This window comes from Lysinibacillus sp. FW301-JW8 (genome assembly GCF_058788755.1).
Map to the genome: position 1 here is coordinate 1 of NZ_JBYTBB010000022.1, position 15,804 is coordinate 15,804.

The following is a 15,804-nucleotide window of genomic DNA, read 5'->3' on the forward strand; positions in this document are numbered from 1 at the left end:
CTCGTTTTGAAAAAGGGCTATACTTTTTAATTTGTCACCTTGATGTCATTGACATAATAGTATTTCAACAACATGAACCTTACTTTGTTTAAATACAAAGTAAGGTTCTTTTTTATGGTAAAAGGCTTTATTTTATTATGAAAAAAATGGTTAATTGTTCTTTTGGAATGAACATATGTATTTTATATGTTTTTTTAGCACAATATTTTCAAGGGCTCATATACTGAAAATAAGGAATCATGCGTGGTATTTCACAAATATCTAAACATAAATGTTGTGTTTTTTATATGAACACATTATAATGGAAAACATCGAAAGTGTTATTAAATCAATGTTTACACATAATAAATTGTACTTTCCAAAAGTACAATTGTTCATAGGTGGAGGTTTGGAGAAATGAAAAAGATTATTGTTACCGGAGCACTTGGTCAAATTGGTTCTGAGCTTGTAGAAAAACTTCGTAGTATTTATGGAGAGGACAACATCCTTGCTACAGATATTAGAAAGCTAGAACATACTAAGGGACCATTTGAAATATTGGACGTGACAGATGGACAAAGAATGCATGATTTAGCAAAGGATTTTGGTGCAGACACAATGATGCATTTAGCAGCATTATTATCTGCAACAGCTGAAAGAAATCCATTGCTGGCATGGAATTTAAATATGGGTGGTTTAATGAATGCATTAGAAGTTTCGCGCGAGTTAAATCTACAATTTTTTACACCGAGCTCAATAGGTGCATTTGGTCCATCAACACCGAAGGACAATACGCCACAGGATACGTTACAGCGTCCTACAACAATGTATGGTGTGAACAAAGTAGCTGGTGAACTTCTATGTGATTATTATTACAATCGCTTTGGCGTAGATACACGTGGTGTACGATTCCCAGGATTAATTTCATATGTAACGCCTCCAGGAGGTGGTACGACAGACTATGCTGTTGAGATTTTCTATGAAGCGATTGAACAAGGTAAGTACACCTCTTATATTCAAAAAGGCACCTATATGGATATGATGTACATGTCAGATGCATTACAGGCAATTATTGATTTAATGGAAGCTGATAGCAGAAGCTTGATTCACCGCAATGCCTTCAATATTACAGCAATGAGCTTTGAGCCAGCCCAACTTGCAGCTGAAATTAAGAAGCATTTACCACATTTCCGTATGGATTATAATGTAGATCCAGTCCGTCAAGCGATTGCAGATAGCTGGCCAAATTCTTTAAATATTGAAGCTGCTCAGAAAGAATGGGGCTTTAAAGCGGAGTATGACCTAGCAAAAATGACAGTTGATATGCTAGAAAAATTAAAAATCAAGCTACAAACAAAAGCAATCTCATAAATAAATACTTTTTATATGAAACAGATGACGATTACACAACTAGTTTTCGTTATCTGTTTTTAATATGCCTAAATACATCTTTATTTTAGAAAAATTTAACAATAAAAAGAAAATTATTGGAATATATAGCGTAATTTATAAATTTAAAATATAATAACATTCAGAATATTAGTAGTATTCGGTTAAATAAAAACTATTAATATTCTGTAAGGGGAAAAGTTTACGAGATGAAGGGATGGATGGTTTTATGATGCAAACGCCATTAGTTTTAACAAGCTTTTTTAAACGAGCGGAAAGTTATTTTGCTAGAAAGATGATAGTCTCTCGAACAAGTCCAGAAAAAATTCACCGCCTAACATATGGTGAGTGGGCAAAAAGGACACGTCGTTTAGCAGATGCACTAACAAAGCTAGGAATGAAAAGAGGAGCGAAAATTGGCTCCTTTGCATGGAACCAGCATCGCCATTTAGAGGCATATTTTGCAGTACCATGCTCAGGTGCGGTCTTGCATATGGTGAATATTCGACTCTCGGAAGAGCATTTAATATATATTATTAATCATGCAGAAGATGAGATTTTAATGATTGATCAGGATCTTGTACCAATCATTGAAAACATTGCGCCAGAGCTTAAGACAGTAAAACATTTTATTATTATGACAGATGATGACGTTTTACCTGAAACAACATTGCCAAATGCATTATCCTATGAGGAGCTATTAGCAGCAGCAGATGAAAATTATCAATTCCCAGAGGATTTAGATGAGGATGCACCTGCTGGTATGTGCTATACAAGTGCGACAACTGGAAATCCTAAGGGGGTTGTTTATTCACATAGAGGCTTAGCATTACACAGTATAATGCTGAGTATGTCTGATTCCATGGGGATTGCGGAGCGAGATGTTGTAATGCCTATAGTACCGATGTTTCATGCAAATGCATGGGGACTACCTTTTGCAAGCGTTAATGTCGGCGCAACGCAAGTATTACCAGGTCCGCATTTTACATCAGCCTTAATTTTAGATTTAGTGGAGCAGGAAAAGGTCACACTAACAGCTGGAGTCCCAACGATTTGGATTGGGGCATTACAGGAGCAGGAGAAGCGCGAACGAGATATTCGTTCATTACGTGCAATTTGTTGCGGCGGCTCAGCTTCACCAACTCGACTAATTCGTACTTTTGAGGAATCATATGGTATACCATATATCGTTGTATATGGTATGACAGAAACAACACCAATCGTAGCATTATCGAATTATATGTCTTGGATGGATGAATGGCCAATTGACAAAAGAATTGAATCGCGAGCTATGCAAGGAATGACAATGGCAGGCATTGAATCTAGTATTGTGAATGATAATGGAGAGGTGCCTTGGGATGGAGAGACGATGGGTGAGTTACGCTTACGTGGTCCGTGGATTTCCCATGAATATTATCGTGATGAACGTACGGCTGATGCCTATCGAGATGGCTGGCTATATACAGGAGACATTGCAGTACGAACAGAAGATGGCTTTATTAAAATAACGGATCGTACAAAGGATTTAATTAAATCAGGAGGGGAATGGATTTCCTCAGTTGATTTAGAAAATGCATTAATGACTCATGATTCCGTTTTGGAAGCCGCAGTTATAGCGATACCGCATGCCAAGTGGCAAGAACGACCTTTAGCTTGTGTTGTGTTGAAGGAAGGGTCGTCTGCAACAGAAGAGGAGCTGCTAGCATTTTTAGAAAGTCAATTTGCAAAATGGTGGGTACCAGATGATGTTGTATTTTTAGAGGAAATTCCAAAGACATCTGTAGGAAAATTCCTAAAAGCGAAACTAAGAGATAATGTAGCAGAAATTTATCCTAAATTAAATACACTTGTATAATAAAAAGAGCGATTTCCAGTATTGGAAGTCGCTCTTTTACTAACAATAGAATATTATTTATTCAGCATTTGGAATACTTGCTCTACGTCTTTATCACCACGACCTGAGATATTAATAATAATACTTTCTTCAGGCGATAGAGTTGGTGCTAATTTAAGAGCATGTGCCACAGCATGAGAGCTTTCAAGTGCTGGAATAATGCCCTCAACTTTAGACAGCACCTGGAATGCTTCAAGCACTTCCTCGTTTGTCACGGTAACATATTCACCACGGCCAATTGTTTTTAAGTAGCTATGCTCTGGGCCTACTCCAGGGTAATCTAATCCAGCAGCAATCGAATAAGTTGGCAATGGATTACCCTCTGCATCCTGCAGCACTAAACATCTGAAGCCGTGTAAATCACCTGGAGTTCCTTCATTAAGTGAGGCTGCCTTATCGGGCTCAATACCGATGAGACGCACATCCTCATCTGAAATATACTCTGCAAACGCACCAATGGCATTACTGCCACCACCTACACAGGCAAGTACAGCTGTTGGCAACTTTCCTTCTTTTTCTAAAATTTGTTCACGACTTTCATGGCTAATAACAGATTGGAAGTGTTTCACCATGGACGGGAATGGATGTGGTCCTACTGCTGAACCTAGTAAGTAGAAAGTAGTTTCATAGTTTTCTACTAAGTCAGCAAATGCCTCATCCACCGCATCCTTTAGTCGTCCTTGGCCTTTATCGACAGCGACTACCTTTGCACCAAGAAGCTCCATGCGGAACACATTCAATGCTTGTCGTTTTGTATCCTCTAAGCCCATATAGATTGTGCAATCCATACCAAACATTGCACAAGCTGTTGCCGTTGCAACGCCATGTTGTCCAGCACCTGTTTCAGCAATAACGCGATTTGCACCCATGCGTTTTGCTAGTAAAATCTGTCCTAATACGTTATTGATTTTATGTGAACCTGTATGGTTGAGATCTTCACGCTTTAAATAAATTTTTGCGCCACCCAATTGCTTTGTTAGATTCTCTGCAAAATAAAGCGGCGATTTGCGCCCAACATATTCACGGAAATAATAATCTAGCTCATTTTTAAAGTCTTCATCGTCTTTGAATTTCTGGAAGTTTTCATCTAAAATATTCAATACATTTTGAAGCTCCTCAGGAACAAAGCTACCGCCAAATTCACCGAAATATCCCTTTTTCTCTGCTACTGTACCCATCTCTCTCGACTCCTCTTTCTAATTTTTCCATAAAAAAAGTCACTTCAATCCTTCTGGTAAAAAGGACGAGTAACCGTGGTGCCACCTTTATTCGCAAAAACTGCGCGCTTTCGTACTCCGGTAACGGGGAGTAAATTCGACCTCACATTTTTATGAGGCTGCTCCAAAGTCCATTCACAAGTATGTACTACTGATTTGCACCAGCCATCAGCTCTCTTTAAGTACTACTGCTTGCTACTATTCTTTTTCTTTGCATTTATTATTGAAAAGAATTGTAGAATATTTTCAGAAAACTGTCAAGAGCATAAAAAAGACGAATCTACAAGACTCGTCTGTTAAATCAATTGATTAAAGTTTAAACGTTTATTCAATATATACATAATCGGTGCACCAACTGCTAAGACCACAAATTCACCAGCAGCAACAGTTAACCATGTCCAGAAGAACGGTAATTCTAAAGCTAAGTTCAATTCAAAGGCGATGATGAACATTGTGCATGTAAATAAAAATGTATTGATGATTAAACGTGCCCAAATATTTTTAACAAATTTACAGATTAATATAAGCAGTCCTAGAGTAATCATGGAGTGTCCTACACCAAATAATAAATCATAGATGCCTAATGGTGAAAACAGATTGGAGATAAATACCCCAAGAATAACTCCAACGGCAAAGCGTGGATTAAAGGCCACTAGATGATTAAAAATTTCCGATACGCGGAACTGGACCTCTGTAAAGCCGAATGGTGCGACTAGCAATGTAACGGCAATATAAAGTGCTGCAATAATACCACTTGCCGCTAAAAACTTTATTTTCATATTCATTTCTCCTTAGTTTTTTTGCGTGGGATGGTTACGAACCACGGTGCTTTTCACACAATTAAATATTTTAGTATAGAAGGCTGAATAAAGTCAAATGTAAGAAATAGCAATCCTCTTATTGACAAATTAATTAATCAATAATATTGTTTTATTAATTGATTAATTAATCAATTAATAAAAGTTTGGAGGTTGTGTATGTTAAGAGTCGAGAATTTGGTTAAATGTTATCAAAATGGGAATGAATTGCTCTATGCGTTAAATTCAGTTTCGTTCTCCATTGGTGAAGGAGATTTCGTTGTAATCTTAGGCCCTTCTGGATCTGGTAAATCTACACTTCTAAATGTAATTTCTGGGTTAGAGCAGCCTGATTCAGGAAGCATAATATATGATGACTACGAGATTTGTGGATTAAATCAAAAGGAATTGACCATGTTTAGGCGAGACAAAACAGCTTTTATTTTTCAGGCATATCACTTACTCCCATATTTAAATGTGGAATCTAACATAAAGATGGGAGCTGATTTAAAAGGAAATCAAAATATTACTGAAATAATTGATGGAGTAGGGCTTAGTGGATTAGAACACCGTCTTCCTTATGAACTTTCAGGAGGACAGCAGCAACGAGTGTCAATTGCACGTGCATTAGCTAAGAAGCCTGATTTCTTATTTTGTGATGAACCAACTGGAGCATTGGACGAAGAAACAAGCAAACAAATATTAACATACTTGAAACGGCTTCAAAATCAATTGAAATTTACAATTATTATGGTAACCCATAATGTTAGTATTGCTCAGATTGCATCGAAAGTAATTAAGATGACTAGCGGAAACATAGTAGAAATCATTAACAATGCTCATCCACGTAATGTGAACGAGATAAAATGGTAAAAGGGATGGTGCACTAATGAAATTGAATAAACAATATCCGATAGTATTAGTTGTTGTCTTTTCTATGTTTATTTGTTCATTACTTGTTTTCTATCTTCAAAACACAAGTTCTATAAAAAAGGTTCTAGCAGGGCAGAATCAACAGGATTTTACACTTATTCTACAGAAAGAAGAAATAATAGAAGATCTTTCAAACGAATATTCTTTTACATATGAACCGCTAACATACAAAGTTATTTATGAAGAGAATAATATATTTCGTGTAATGAAAAATACACGTAGCATAGATATACCAATGTATGCTGAAGGTGTAGCACCTAACGAAATGAATGAAATTGCGATAGATAGAAATTTTTCCAAGCAGAATGAACTGACAGTAGGCGATTCAGTTGCTATCGGCAATACATCCTATTTTATTAGTGGCGTTTTTACTTTACCAGACGCAGTCACACCAGTAGTAGCGGATAATGGTATAACTTATAAATCAAATAATCAGGCATTTATACTATGTAGTGAAGCAATGTACTCAATTTGGGATGAACAAGAGAGAATAAGTTATTCTGGTCGATTTTCTGAGCATTTGTCAGAGAAGCAAAAGCAAAATTTCCTAGAAAAAATGCTTATAAATCCAAATGTAAAGTCAGTAGTAAGCAAAGAGGATAATCCTCAAATACTTTCTACATTAATTGCGAAAGAAAAAATGTTTAAAGTCTGCCTGATAAGCGCACTATGCTTCCTGATATTAACCATAGTAATATTACTTACTATAACCATAATCCAAAATATAAATGAAACAAAATCTGATATGGGTGTTTTCAAAGCACTTGGCTATACTACCGTACAGATTGCTAAAAGATATCTTTTAGTAGGCGTATTTGTATTAATCGGTGGAGTAATAGGATATTTAACTTCCTATATAATCAGTCCACTGTTTATTAATCGAATCAATTCTACATTTCTTGTACCGAATGTGTTACAAAAATTTGATACTGTACAATTTATTCTATTTACAACAATTCCAGCGCTGTTTTTCTCTATACTAGCTTTTGGAATTGCCGTATTTACCTTAAGGAAGCCACCATTAGAAATGATTCATAATGCAGAGTCAGTAAAATTAAATATTTTTGTTAAGCGAAGACAAAAAATTAGAGAAACTAATTCCTTTAAAAAAATAGTATTTAAATCAATTATTGCTAATAACATTTTATTAGTTTTATTGACTTTGCTCACAGGCTTTATGGCTAGTGCAAATTTGCAGATTGCTTTTTCTTTGCAAACAATGGCTGATAAGGTATCATCATTAACACTTAAGGGAGCCGAGTATGAAAGTAATGTTCGGTATAATGAGGCTAAGACAATGGAATCTTTGGACTCAGGAATACCTTATTTTGCGATAGATTGTAGATTTGAATTTCCAAACGGTAATGTATTGAACAATGGACAATTTATGGCATTATCTAATAGTTTGTCTATTTTTAAGCTCTATAGTATTCAAAAACAGGACAACATAGATATTTCAGAGCAAGAAGGTATTGTTGTGAATGATTGGATGCGTAAGAAATATGATTTGTCGATTGGGGATACAGTAAAGATATATATAAATAATGATGTTTATCAGCTACCTATAACCGCAGTTGAGCAATCAGTGTATGGAGAAATAGTTTATAGTAGTATTGAAACTGCGAACAAAGCTGGCATCTTAGAAACAAAAGAATATAATGGTGTATTTACGGATGACAATGTAGAGTTTGACAACAAACAGCATATATTTGTTTCAAAACAAGAAGATATAATTGATTCAAGCACTCAGCAAAAAGGAACGTATGTGGCTTTATCATTTTTATTTATCATAATTGGTTTAGCTTTAAGTATTTTAACAATTAGTATTGTTGTAAGGGTTATTATTTCTTCCAATCGAAAATATTTAGCATTGATGAAAGCTTTTGGCTATACGGATTCTGAATGCAATCGAATAGTCTTGTCAGGATTTCGTATAATTGCATACATTGGATTTATTATTGGAACATTTTATGCGATTATTTTGTCTAAATTTTTGTTTGATGCACTAGCTAAATCTTCTACAATGGCAATACCGATGACACCAGATATTAAGGTGATAGTACTTTCCCTTGCAATCTTTGCTGTTTCATACGAGGTCATTATGTTAATCTATAAAAAAAGCTTCAATGCTGTATCAGTGCAGGAGGTTATGATGAAATGAATAAACGCCGCGAACAGAAGGAAGTTAGACGAGAGCAAATTCTAAACGCGGGCTTGGATTTGTTTATAAGAAATGGTTACCATGGAACTACAACGAAAGAGATTGCAGACACATTTGGAATTAGCCAAGGATTGCTGTTTCATTATTTCGGCTCTAAAGAAGAGGTATACCTTGAACTATTAGAACGAGCTAAAACAAGTATGTCTGATATTCATATTTCTGAAGAGGAATTAGAGCATCCTTTAGAGCATTTAAATACGATGGTTACTATGATACTGGATTCTTTTAAAACTTATCCGTTATCAGCAAAATTATTTATGTTAGTTGCACAAACACAGATTGCAAGTAACTTACCGGATACAATTCAACAAGTGTCTAAGGATATCGCTGCCTCTAAGGAGTTTGAAAGTTTAGTTAATGCAGGCCAAGTTAAAGGGGTAATACGAGAGGGTGATTCTAAAGCACTTGCAGGTTGTTTTTATTCTGCAATTCAAGGTGTTGCGCAAACTTATGTTTGTTTCCCTGATATCCCTTTACCTCAAAGTAGCTGGTTAGTAGATATTTTGAAAAAGTAAAACTATAAAATAAGCCTGACATTTCTATTGAAAATTGTCAGGCTTTTTAATGTATATTTTGAAAATCAAATGTCAGAAAAATAAAAGTTTTTTATTTTGTCGATGTCCATTATATAACTTCGCAAAATTGTCATAAAAAAATTTATTATGTTAGAAAAAGAAATCACTTAATTAAAACAGCGTAATTTAGCGGTTTAAAGCGACAAATTGAATGAAAAACTAAAATATTTCGCCAAATGTAAAAGTCAGAACATTCATAATGTTGTTGACGAACCTCGATAATCACGATAATATAGCGATACGTTCACACTTTGTTTGAGTGAAGTGTGATAGGTATCAGAGAAAATAGTCGGGGGGATTATTTGTGAAGGGCAATTTAAAAAAGCTTTCGTTCCTATTATTTGGATTAGTATTGTTACTTGCTGCTTGTGGTAGTGGTGGCTCTAGTTCATCTGATTCAAAGGGAGACGAGAAAAATAATGCAAGCGATAGCAGCAAGGAAGCAGAAAAAACATATAAAATTGGGATTACTCAACTTGTCGAGCATCCATCTTTAAACGCAGCAACGGAGGGCTTTAAAAAAGCAATCGAAGACTCAGGCCTAAAAGTTGAGTATGATCCACAAATAGCTCAAGGTGATAACAGTCTTAGCACAACAATTGCCAACAATCTAGTAAGTGCAAATGTAGATTTAATCTTTGCTAACTCTACGCCGTCTGCACAAGCAGCAGCAACAGCGACTAGTGATATTCCAATTATCTTTACCTCAGTAACAGATGCAGTTGGTGCACAGTTAATCGAATCGATGGAGAAGCCAGGAAAAAATATTACAGGTACGATTGATTTACATCCTGAAACGATTGCTAAAACAGTAGCGTTCTTAAAAGAACTTGGCGTTAAAAATGTAGGTATGGTCTACAACGCTGGTGAACAAAACTCAGTAGCGCAAATAAAAGAAGTGAAAAAAGTGATGGCTGAGCAAGGTCTTGCGGTTAAAGAGGCTTCTGCAGCAACTTCTGCAGAGGTAAAACAAGCTGCTGAATCATTAATCGGTAAAGTGGATGCATTCTATATTATTACTGATAATACAGTAGTTAATGCTTTAGAATCTGTGATTGATGTAGCAAATGCCAATAAATTACCTCTAGTTGTAGGAGAGCTTGACTCTGTAGCACGTGGTGGCTTAGCTGCATATGGTTTCGAATATTTTGACATTGGTTATGAAGCTGGGCAAATGGCTGTGAAAATCCTAAAAGGCGAAGCAACGCCAGCTGATACACCAGCACAATACCCACAAAATCTGAAACTATTAATCAATAAAAAAGTGGCAGATGATTTAGGAATCGAAATTAAGGATTCTTGGGGAGCAGAACTTTTAGAAAAGTAATGTCCAAAGTGGCATTATATTGGGGTTAAGCGGGGGAGGATTGTCCCCGCTTTCTCTTCATTTTATACGATAATTTTAGGAGATGATTCAACGATGTTTTCAGCATTATTTGGCGCAACGGAGCAAGGAATCATCTATGCAATTATGGCACTTGGTGTGTACTTAACATTCCGTGTGTTAGATTTTCCGGATTTAACGGTTGATGGAAGCTTTGTAACAGGGGCGGCTACAGCAGCAACGATGATACTGCTTGGCTATCACCCAATCTTAGCGACTATAGTGGCAATTGTTGCTGGATTTATTGCAGGATGTATGACTGGAATTCTTCACACAAAAGGGAAAATTAACCCGTTATTATCGGGAATTTTAATGATGATTGCTTTATATTCTATTAACCTACGTATTATGGGGTTAACTGCAGAAAATACGATAGGTCGTCCGAATATTCCATTATTGAACTCAGAAACGTTATTTTCAAAGTTTCAAGCATTTTGGAGTAACTTAGGCATCGATGCTGCAATAAATAACCTATTAAAAGGCATGGGCGTTCAGCAAGTTCCAGCAACATGGGGCACGCTAATTGTCGTTTTAATCATCACGATTTTAATTAAGTTAATTGCAGACTGGTTCTTAAAGACAGAGGTCGGACTGGCTATCCGAGCAACTGGTGATAATAAGCGAATGATTCGCAGCTTCTCAGCAAATACAGATACACTTATTATTCTAGGGCTAGGTCTTTCTAATGCACTTGTCGCATTTTCTGGAGCTTTAATCGCACAGTATTCGAAGTTCTCAGATGTAAGTATGGGAATTGGTATGATTGTAATTGGTCTAGCATCCGTTATTATTGGTGAAGCCATCTTTGGTACAAAAACAATTATGCGTACAACTTTTGCTGTTATCGCAGGGGCTATTATTTATCGTATTATTTTAGCTTTAGCATTACGTGTAGATTTCCTAGATTCAGGAGATATGAAATTAATCACAGCCATTATCGTTATTCTAGCGCTTATCTTACCTCAATTTATCAATAAGAGTAAGGAGCGCAAACGTAAGATCAAACGCGCAGCAGAGCGTTCACAAGTAAAGACTGTTGAGCAGGGAGGAGGGAAAGGCCTTGCTTAAGCTAAACGGTATCAATAAAATTTTTAATGAAGGTACACCTGACGAAAAAATTGCACTTGCAGAAATTAATTTGCATTTAAAGCCAGGTGATTTTGTCACAATTATCGGTAGTAACGGTGCTGGTAAGTCGACGATGATGAATATGATTTCAGGTGCTTTAACGCCTGATTTTGGCTCGGTTTTAATTGATGGAAATGAGGTAACGACTTTACCTGAATATAAACGTTCTCACTACATTGGCCGTGTATTCCAGGATCCAATGGCGGGCACAGCGCCAACGATGACGATTGAAGAAAACTTAGCATTAGCTTACTCGCGAAATAAAGGAAGAGGCATACGAATTGGTGTTGATAAAAAACGTCGAGAGTTCTTTAAAGAATCTTTAGAGATGCTTGGCTTAAATCTTGAAAATCGTCTATCAGCAAAGGTTGGCTTATTGTCAGGCGGGGAACGTCAAGCTCTGTCACTTTTAATGGCTACATTTACAAAGCCATCTATTTTATTGCTTGATGAGCACACAGCGGCACTTGACCCTTCTCGTGCAGAGTTAATCACTCGCATTACAAAGTATTTAGTTGATAAGGATAACTTAACAACTTTAATGGTTACACATAATATGCAGCAAGCATTGGATTTAGGAAATCGTTTGATTATGATGGATAAAGGCCAAATTATATTAGAAGTTGGCGAGGATCGCAAACACGAATTGACGATTCCAGATTTAATGGCAGAGTTTGAACGCATCCGCGGAGAGAAAATGAATTCTGATCGTGCTTTATTAGGGTAATGAAAACGCTCATACATAGGTATGGGCGTTTTTTTGCTGTATGTAGATAAACAGATGAAAAGTTTCGATAAATCTCAAAGTTGTTTCGATAAAATGTATTATAATCTTGGGAAAGGAGGTGAAAAATATGCTATTGAAAAAGAGAGAAGTATCGTCGAAGCAACAGATGTTAGAGATAATTGAAAGAAGACTACCGAAATCTCACACAAAGTATACTTATTATCAAGACATGTTAAATAGAATAAAGGCAGGGTATGCTGGAGAGCAAAGAGTAGATCAGGAATGGCATGAGATTTATTTGGAGCATATATACTATGTATTGCACGATGTTGAATTGAAAGTTGATGGTGGATTAATACATCAAATTGATACATTATTCATATCACAAAATTTTATTTTAATAGTGGAGATTAAAAATATTTCTGGTCGTGTCGATCTTATGGTAGAAAACCATCAGTTCATAAGAGTTACTTCTGATGGAAGAGTAGATGGTTTTCGCAATCCGTTAGATCAGGTAAAGCGACATGCTAGATTTATGTATAGAATACTTCAAATGAGAGGGCATCCTATACCAATAGAATTTTTGGTTGTTTCTGCAAATCCAAATATGATTATGTCGCATCGTTTCAAGTCTCAGCCAATTCTCCATGTAAGTGGCTTGGCAGAAAGAATTGAGCAATTGTACAAGAAGCATCAACGAGTTTATATAAGTGAAGCTGATTTAATTGAGCTCTCGGAACATATGCTACAGATGCATAAGCCAACACAGTGGATTCCAGATATTCAGCTAGATGAGCTAAAGAAAGGGGCTTTGTGTTCACAATGTAATTTTGACCATATTTTATGCTATACACGTGGAAAATGGCGTTGCAGCAATTGCGGTATAATTGATAATCAATCAGTGCTTGTTGCATTGCATGATTTTCGATTAATGAGAGGTAACCATATTTCAAATGCTCAATTTCGTGATTTTTTTGATATTAGCTCAGAGAAAGCGGTTTATTATTTATTGAAGAAATTAAAATTTGAAGCACTTGGTGAAAATAAGAATAGAAAATATATAATTCCTACAAAATTGTTAGATTAGCGACTAAAACTATCGAGCGGTCAGATGGTGTCGATTTTAAGGTAGATGTCGATATTTTTTATAAGTTGGGCGATAACGCGCTGAAAAGTTTCGATAAACCAGAGAAAAGTCTCGATAAAACCCAAATTTGTTTCGATAAACCTCCCTTCATCCCCATAAAAAAGCCACACTTTCATAAAAAGTGTGACTCATTATATTAGACGAGTAAGCCAAAGAGCTGAATATCGTTATTTACCTCTTTATATTTAAAGCCAAACTCATTCATACGTGCTAGTAAACCTTCATACTCGTCACGATTGCCAAGCTCGATACCTACTAAGGCAGGTCCACTCTCTTTGTTGTTTTTCTTTGTATATTCAAACGTCGTAATATCATCATTTGGCCCTAGCACACTTGTGAGGAATTGGCGAAGTGCCCCTGCACGTTGAGGGAAGCTTACAATGAAGTAATAAAGTAGACCCTCGTGAATTAAAGATTTTTCTTTAATCTCCTGCATGCGCCCAATGTCATTATTACCACCGCTAATGATGACAACCACTGATTTCCCTTTAATTTCTTCTTTATAAAAATCGAGTGCAGCAACAGATAATGCACCAGCAGGCTCTGCAATGATGGCATGCTTATTATAAAGATCTAGAATTGTTGTGCATACTTTACCTTCAGGCACTAGGACAATGTCATCTAAATAGCGGCGACAAACATCATAGGTATGATGGCCAACGCATTTGACCGCAGCGCCATCAACAAACTTATCTATCCAGTCAAGTGCCACCGCACCACCCTCAGCAAATGCAGCTTTCATACTGCCCGCACCAGCCGGCTCTACACCAATGGCTTTACTTGTTGGAGAAAGGTTTTTAATATAGGCAGAAACACCAGACATTAATCCTCCGCCACCGACGCTACCAAACACGTAGTCAATAGGTTCCTCTATATCATTCATAATTTCAACTGCGACAGTTCCTTGACCAGCGATTACATCAAAATCATCAAATGGGTGAATAAAGATTTTGCCATGCTCTTCACAGTAGGCTAATGCACTTTCAGCAGAATCGTCAAAAGTATCACCTGCTAAAATAATTTCCACATATTCTCGACCAAACATACGCACTTGATCAATCTTTTGCTTAGGGGTAGTTTGAGGCATAAAGATGCTTGCATGAATTTTTAATTGTGCACAGGCATACGCGACACCTTGTGCATGATTACCCGCACTTGCACAAACAACACCAGCTGAGCGAGCCTCTTCTTCGATCTTTTTAATTTTATAATAGGCACCACGAAGCTTAAATGAGCGTACATGCTGTAAATCTTCACGTTTGAAATAAATATTAGCTCCGTATTTCTCGGATAAATAGTCGTTTTTCTGTAGCGGTGTGTGCACGACTACATCTTTTAAAAAATGATGTGCAATTAAGACATTCTCTACTTGCACAGTTCTAGTATCAGCAACTTCCATAGTGTTCATCCTCCGTTTTACGTATAAAACATTTATCTATGATAGCATACTTTATTAGAAATTTGTTATTAATTTTTAGTAAATTCTAAATTTTCGGTGTCTATTTTATGTTTAGCATGACTCGTATAAGAATAATGAATCGTATTCGAGAAAAAACAATGTTTATCGAGTTTCAAGAGAATGCCTGTTATTCAAAGAAATTTTCCTCATAACGAAAGTGGTCAAGCATATACTAGACTAGCTTAGGACTAGTAGGAGGGTATGTAATTGGAAATCATTCAAGGGATTCTATCTACATACATTCAATTTTTTGATTGGGACATGTGGAAGGAAGTTTTAACAGATCCTGTATCTTGGGGATTGATATCAACACTTATTGTTATCGAGGGTTTACTTTCAGCCGATAATGCGCTTGTATTGGCAGTACTAGTTAAGCATTTACCAAACAAGCAGCGAAAACGAGCGTTAATGTATGGTATGATGGGTGCCTATTTTTTTCGATTCCTGTTTATAGGCATCGGTGTATATTTGGTAGAATTCTGGTTTATAAAATTACTAGGGGCCTTGTATTTAGGATGGCTGTGTGTCGCTCATTTCTTACAAATAGGGGAAGCGGATAGTGTCAAGGAAGTTAAAAAATCAGGCTTGATGGTTCGACTTTTCGGGACGTTTTGGGCAACCGTCATTTCGGTAGAATTAATGGATATTGCTTTTTCGGTTGACGCCATATTTGCCGCATTTGCGATATCCAATCAAATATGGATATTACTGGTCGGTGGAATGCTAGGTATTTTAATGATGAGAACAATAGCAGGCTTATTTCTTATCATTATTGAAAAGATACCTGAACTTGAGACGACAGCCTTTATTATCATTGGCATCATAGCGCTGAAGATGCTAGTTAGTATAGTTGGTGTTCATGTTCCGCATTATATGTTTTTTGTTGTTCTCATTATTGTCTTTACGATTACTTTTATTATTCATTATTTGAAAAAATTAAGAGTGGCTTAACAA

The 15,804-nt window shown here is 36.3% G+C and carries 13 protein-coding genes, 1 riboswitch and 1 other annotated feature; of the genes, 10 read left to right on the plus strand and 3 right to left on the minus strand.

The genetic code is table 11. The features are described 5' to 3' along the window. The first annotated feature begins 396 nt into the window (after positions 1-396). Both AC3WOM_RS10985 and AC3WOM_RS10990 read left to right on the plus strand, forming a co-directional pair. A complete protein-coding gene (locus AC3WOM_RS10985) occupies positions 397-1,350 on the plus strand; it encodes an L-threonine 3-dehydrogenase (protein ID WP_492446727.1) in 954 nt (317 codons plus the stop codon). Positions 1,351-1,597: 247 nt separating this feature from the next. Continuing rightward, positions 1,598-3,223, plus strand: a complete 1,626-nt coding sequence (locus AC3WOM_RS10990; protein ID WP_492446788.1) for a long-chain fatty acid--CoA ligase — start codon at positions 1,598-1,600, stop codon at positions 3,221-3,223. A gap of 53 nt (positions 3,224-3,276) precedes the next feature. Here the strand turns inward: AC3WOM_RS10990 and trpB are convergent, their stop codons facing one another. Continuing rightward, positions 3,277-4,440, minus strand: coding sequence for a tryptophan synthase subunit beta (gene trpB / locus AC3WOM_RS10995; RefSeq protein ID WP_427549416.1), 1,164 nt, complete (start codon positions 4,438-4,440; stop codon positions 3,277-3,279). Between the two features lie 58 nt (positions 4,441-4,498). Further along, positions 4,499-4,700: a binding site (T-box leader), on the minus strand. 75 nt (positions 4,701-4,775) lie between these two features. Beyond that, positions 4,776-5,258, minus strand: a complete 483-nt coding sequence (locus tag AC3WOM_RS11000) for a QueT transporter family protein (protein ID WP_427549418.1) — start codon at positions 5,256-5,258, stop codon at positions 4,776-4,778. Positions 5,259-5,264: 6 nt separating this feature from the next. Continuing rightward, a riboswitch (PreQ1 riboswitch) is annotated at positions 5,265-5,309 on the minus strand. A 147-nt stretch (positions 5,310-5,456) separates the two neighbouring features. Between AC3WOM_RS11000 and AC3WOM_RS11005 the strand changes: the two genes are divergently transcribed. The 7 genes from AC3WOM_RS11005 to AC3WOM_RS11035 all read left to right on the plus strand — a co-directional run bounded on the left by AC3WOM_RS11005 (position 5,457) and on the right by AC3WOM_RS11035 (position 13,331). Beyond that, positions 5,457-6,149 carry an ABC transporter ATP-binding protein gene (locus AC3WOM_RS11005; protein WP_492446729.1) on the plus strand — a complete coding sequence of 231 codons (693 nt, stop codon included), beginning with the start codon at positions 5,457-5,459 and terminating at the stop codon, positions 6,147-6,149. Between the two features lie 16 nt (positions 6,150-6,165). Beyond that, entirely contained in the window at positions 6,166-8,370 is a 2,205-nt protein-coding gene (locus AC3WOM_RS11010; RefSeq protein WP_492446731.1) for an FtsX-like permease family protein, read from the plus strand. Continuing rightward, the gene (locus tag AC3WOM_RS11015) at positions 8,367-8,945 is read left to right on the plus strand and encodes a TetR/AcrR family transcriptional regulator (RefSeq protein ID WP_492446733.1); all 579 of its coding nucleotides are present in this window, start codon (positions 8,367-8,369) and stop codon (positions 8,943-8,945) included. Before AC3WOM_RS11010 ends, AC3WOM_RS11015 begins: the two co-directional genes overlap by 4 nt. Before the next feature lie 364 nt (positions 8,946-9,309). Further along, the gene (locus AC3WOM_RS11020) at positions 9,310-10,332 is read left to right on the plus strand and encodes an ABC transporter substrate-binding protein (RefSeq protein WP_492446735.1); all 1,023 of its coding nucleotides are present in this window, start codon (positions 9,310-9,312) and stop codon (positions 10,330-10,332) included. A gap of 93 nt (positions 10,333-10,425) precedes the next feature. Next, the gene (locus AC3WOM_RS11025) at positions 10,426-11,457 is read left to right on the plus strand and encodes an ABC transporter permease (protein ID WP_492446737.1); all 1,032 of its coding nucleotides are present in this window, start codon (positions 10,426-10,428) and stop codon (positions 11,455-11,457) included. Then, positions 11,450-12,244 (plus strand): ABC transporter ATP-binding protein, encoded by a 795-nt coding sequence (locus AC3WOM_RS11030; protein WP_427549433.1) that lies wholly within the window; start codon positions 11,450-11,452, stop codon positions 12,242-12,244. Before AC3WOM_RS11025 ends, AC3WOM_RS11030 begins: the two co-directional genes overlap by 8 nt. Positions 12,245-12,371: 127 nt before the next feature. Beyond that, positions 12,372-13,331: a nuclease-related domain-containing protein gene (locus tag AC3WOM_RS11035; protein ID WP_492446739.1), complete on the plus strand. Its 960-nt coding sequence runs from the start codon at positions 12,372-12,374 to the stop codon at positions 13,329-13,331. Positions 13,332-13,527: 196 nt separating this feature from the next. Here AC3WOM_RS11035 and ilvA read toward each other — a convergent pair whose 3' ends face one another. Then, positions 13,528-14,790, minus strand: coding sequence for a threonine ammonia-lyase IlvA (gene ilvA / locus AC3WOM_RS11040; RefSeq protein WP_427549437.1), 1,263 nt, complete (start codon positions 14,788-14,790; stop codon positions 13,528-13,530). 267 nt (positions 14,791-15,057) lie between these two features. On the opposite strand from ilvA, the gene AC3WOM_RS11045 reads away from it, so the two are divergent. Then, positions 15,058-15,801, plus strand: a complete 744-nt coding sequence (locus AC3WOM_RS11045) for a TerC family protein (RefSeq protein WP_427549439.1) — start codon at positions 15,058-15,060, stop codon at positions 15,799-15,801. The last annotated feature ends 3 nt before the right edge of the window (positions 15,802-15,804 follow it).

Bases quoted from the DNA above. Each gene is read 5' to 3' on its own strand.
- AC3WOM_RS10985 (WP_492446727.1), top strand. From the start codon at position 397: ATGAAAAAGATTATTGTTACCGGAGCACTTGGTCAAATTGGTTCTGAG.
- AC3WOM_RS10990 (WP_492446788.1), top strand. From the start codon at position 1,598: ATGATGCAAACGCCATTAGTTTTAACAAGCTTTTTTAAACGAGCGGAA.
- trpB (WP_427549416.1), bottom strand. From the start codon at position 4,440: ATGGGTACAGTAGCAGAGAAAAAGGGATATTTCGGTGAATTTGGCGGT.
- AC3WOM_RS11000 (WP_427549418.1), bottom strand. From the start codon at position 5,258: ATGAAAATAAAGTTTTTAGCGGCAAGTGGTATTATTGCAGCACTTTAT.
- AC3WOM_RS11005 (WP_492446729.1), top strand. From the start codon at position 5,457: ATGTTAAGAGTCGAGAATTTGGTTAAATGTTATCAAAATGGGAATGAA.
- AC3WOM_RS11010 (WP_492446731.1), top strand. From the start codon at position 6,166: ATGAAATTGAATAAACAATATCCGATAGTATTAGTTGTTGTCTTTTCT.
- AC3WOM_RS11015 (WP_492446733.1), top strand. From the start codon at position 8,367: ATGAATAAACGCCGCGAACAGAAGGAAGTTAGACGAGAGCAAATTCTA.
- AC3WOM_RS11025 (WP_492446737.1), top strand. From the start codon at position 10,426: ATGTTTTCAGCATTATTTGGCGCAACGGAGCAAGGAATCATCTATGCA.
- AC3WOM_RS11035 (WP_492446739.1), top strand. From the start codon at position 12,372: ATGCTATTGAAAAAGAGAGAAGTATCGTCGAAGCAACAGATGTTAGAG.
- ilvA (WP_427549437.1), bottom strand. From the start codon at position 14,790: ATGGAAGTTGCTGATACTAGAACTGTGCAAGTAGAGAATGTCTTAATT.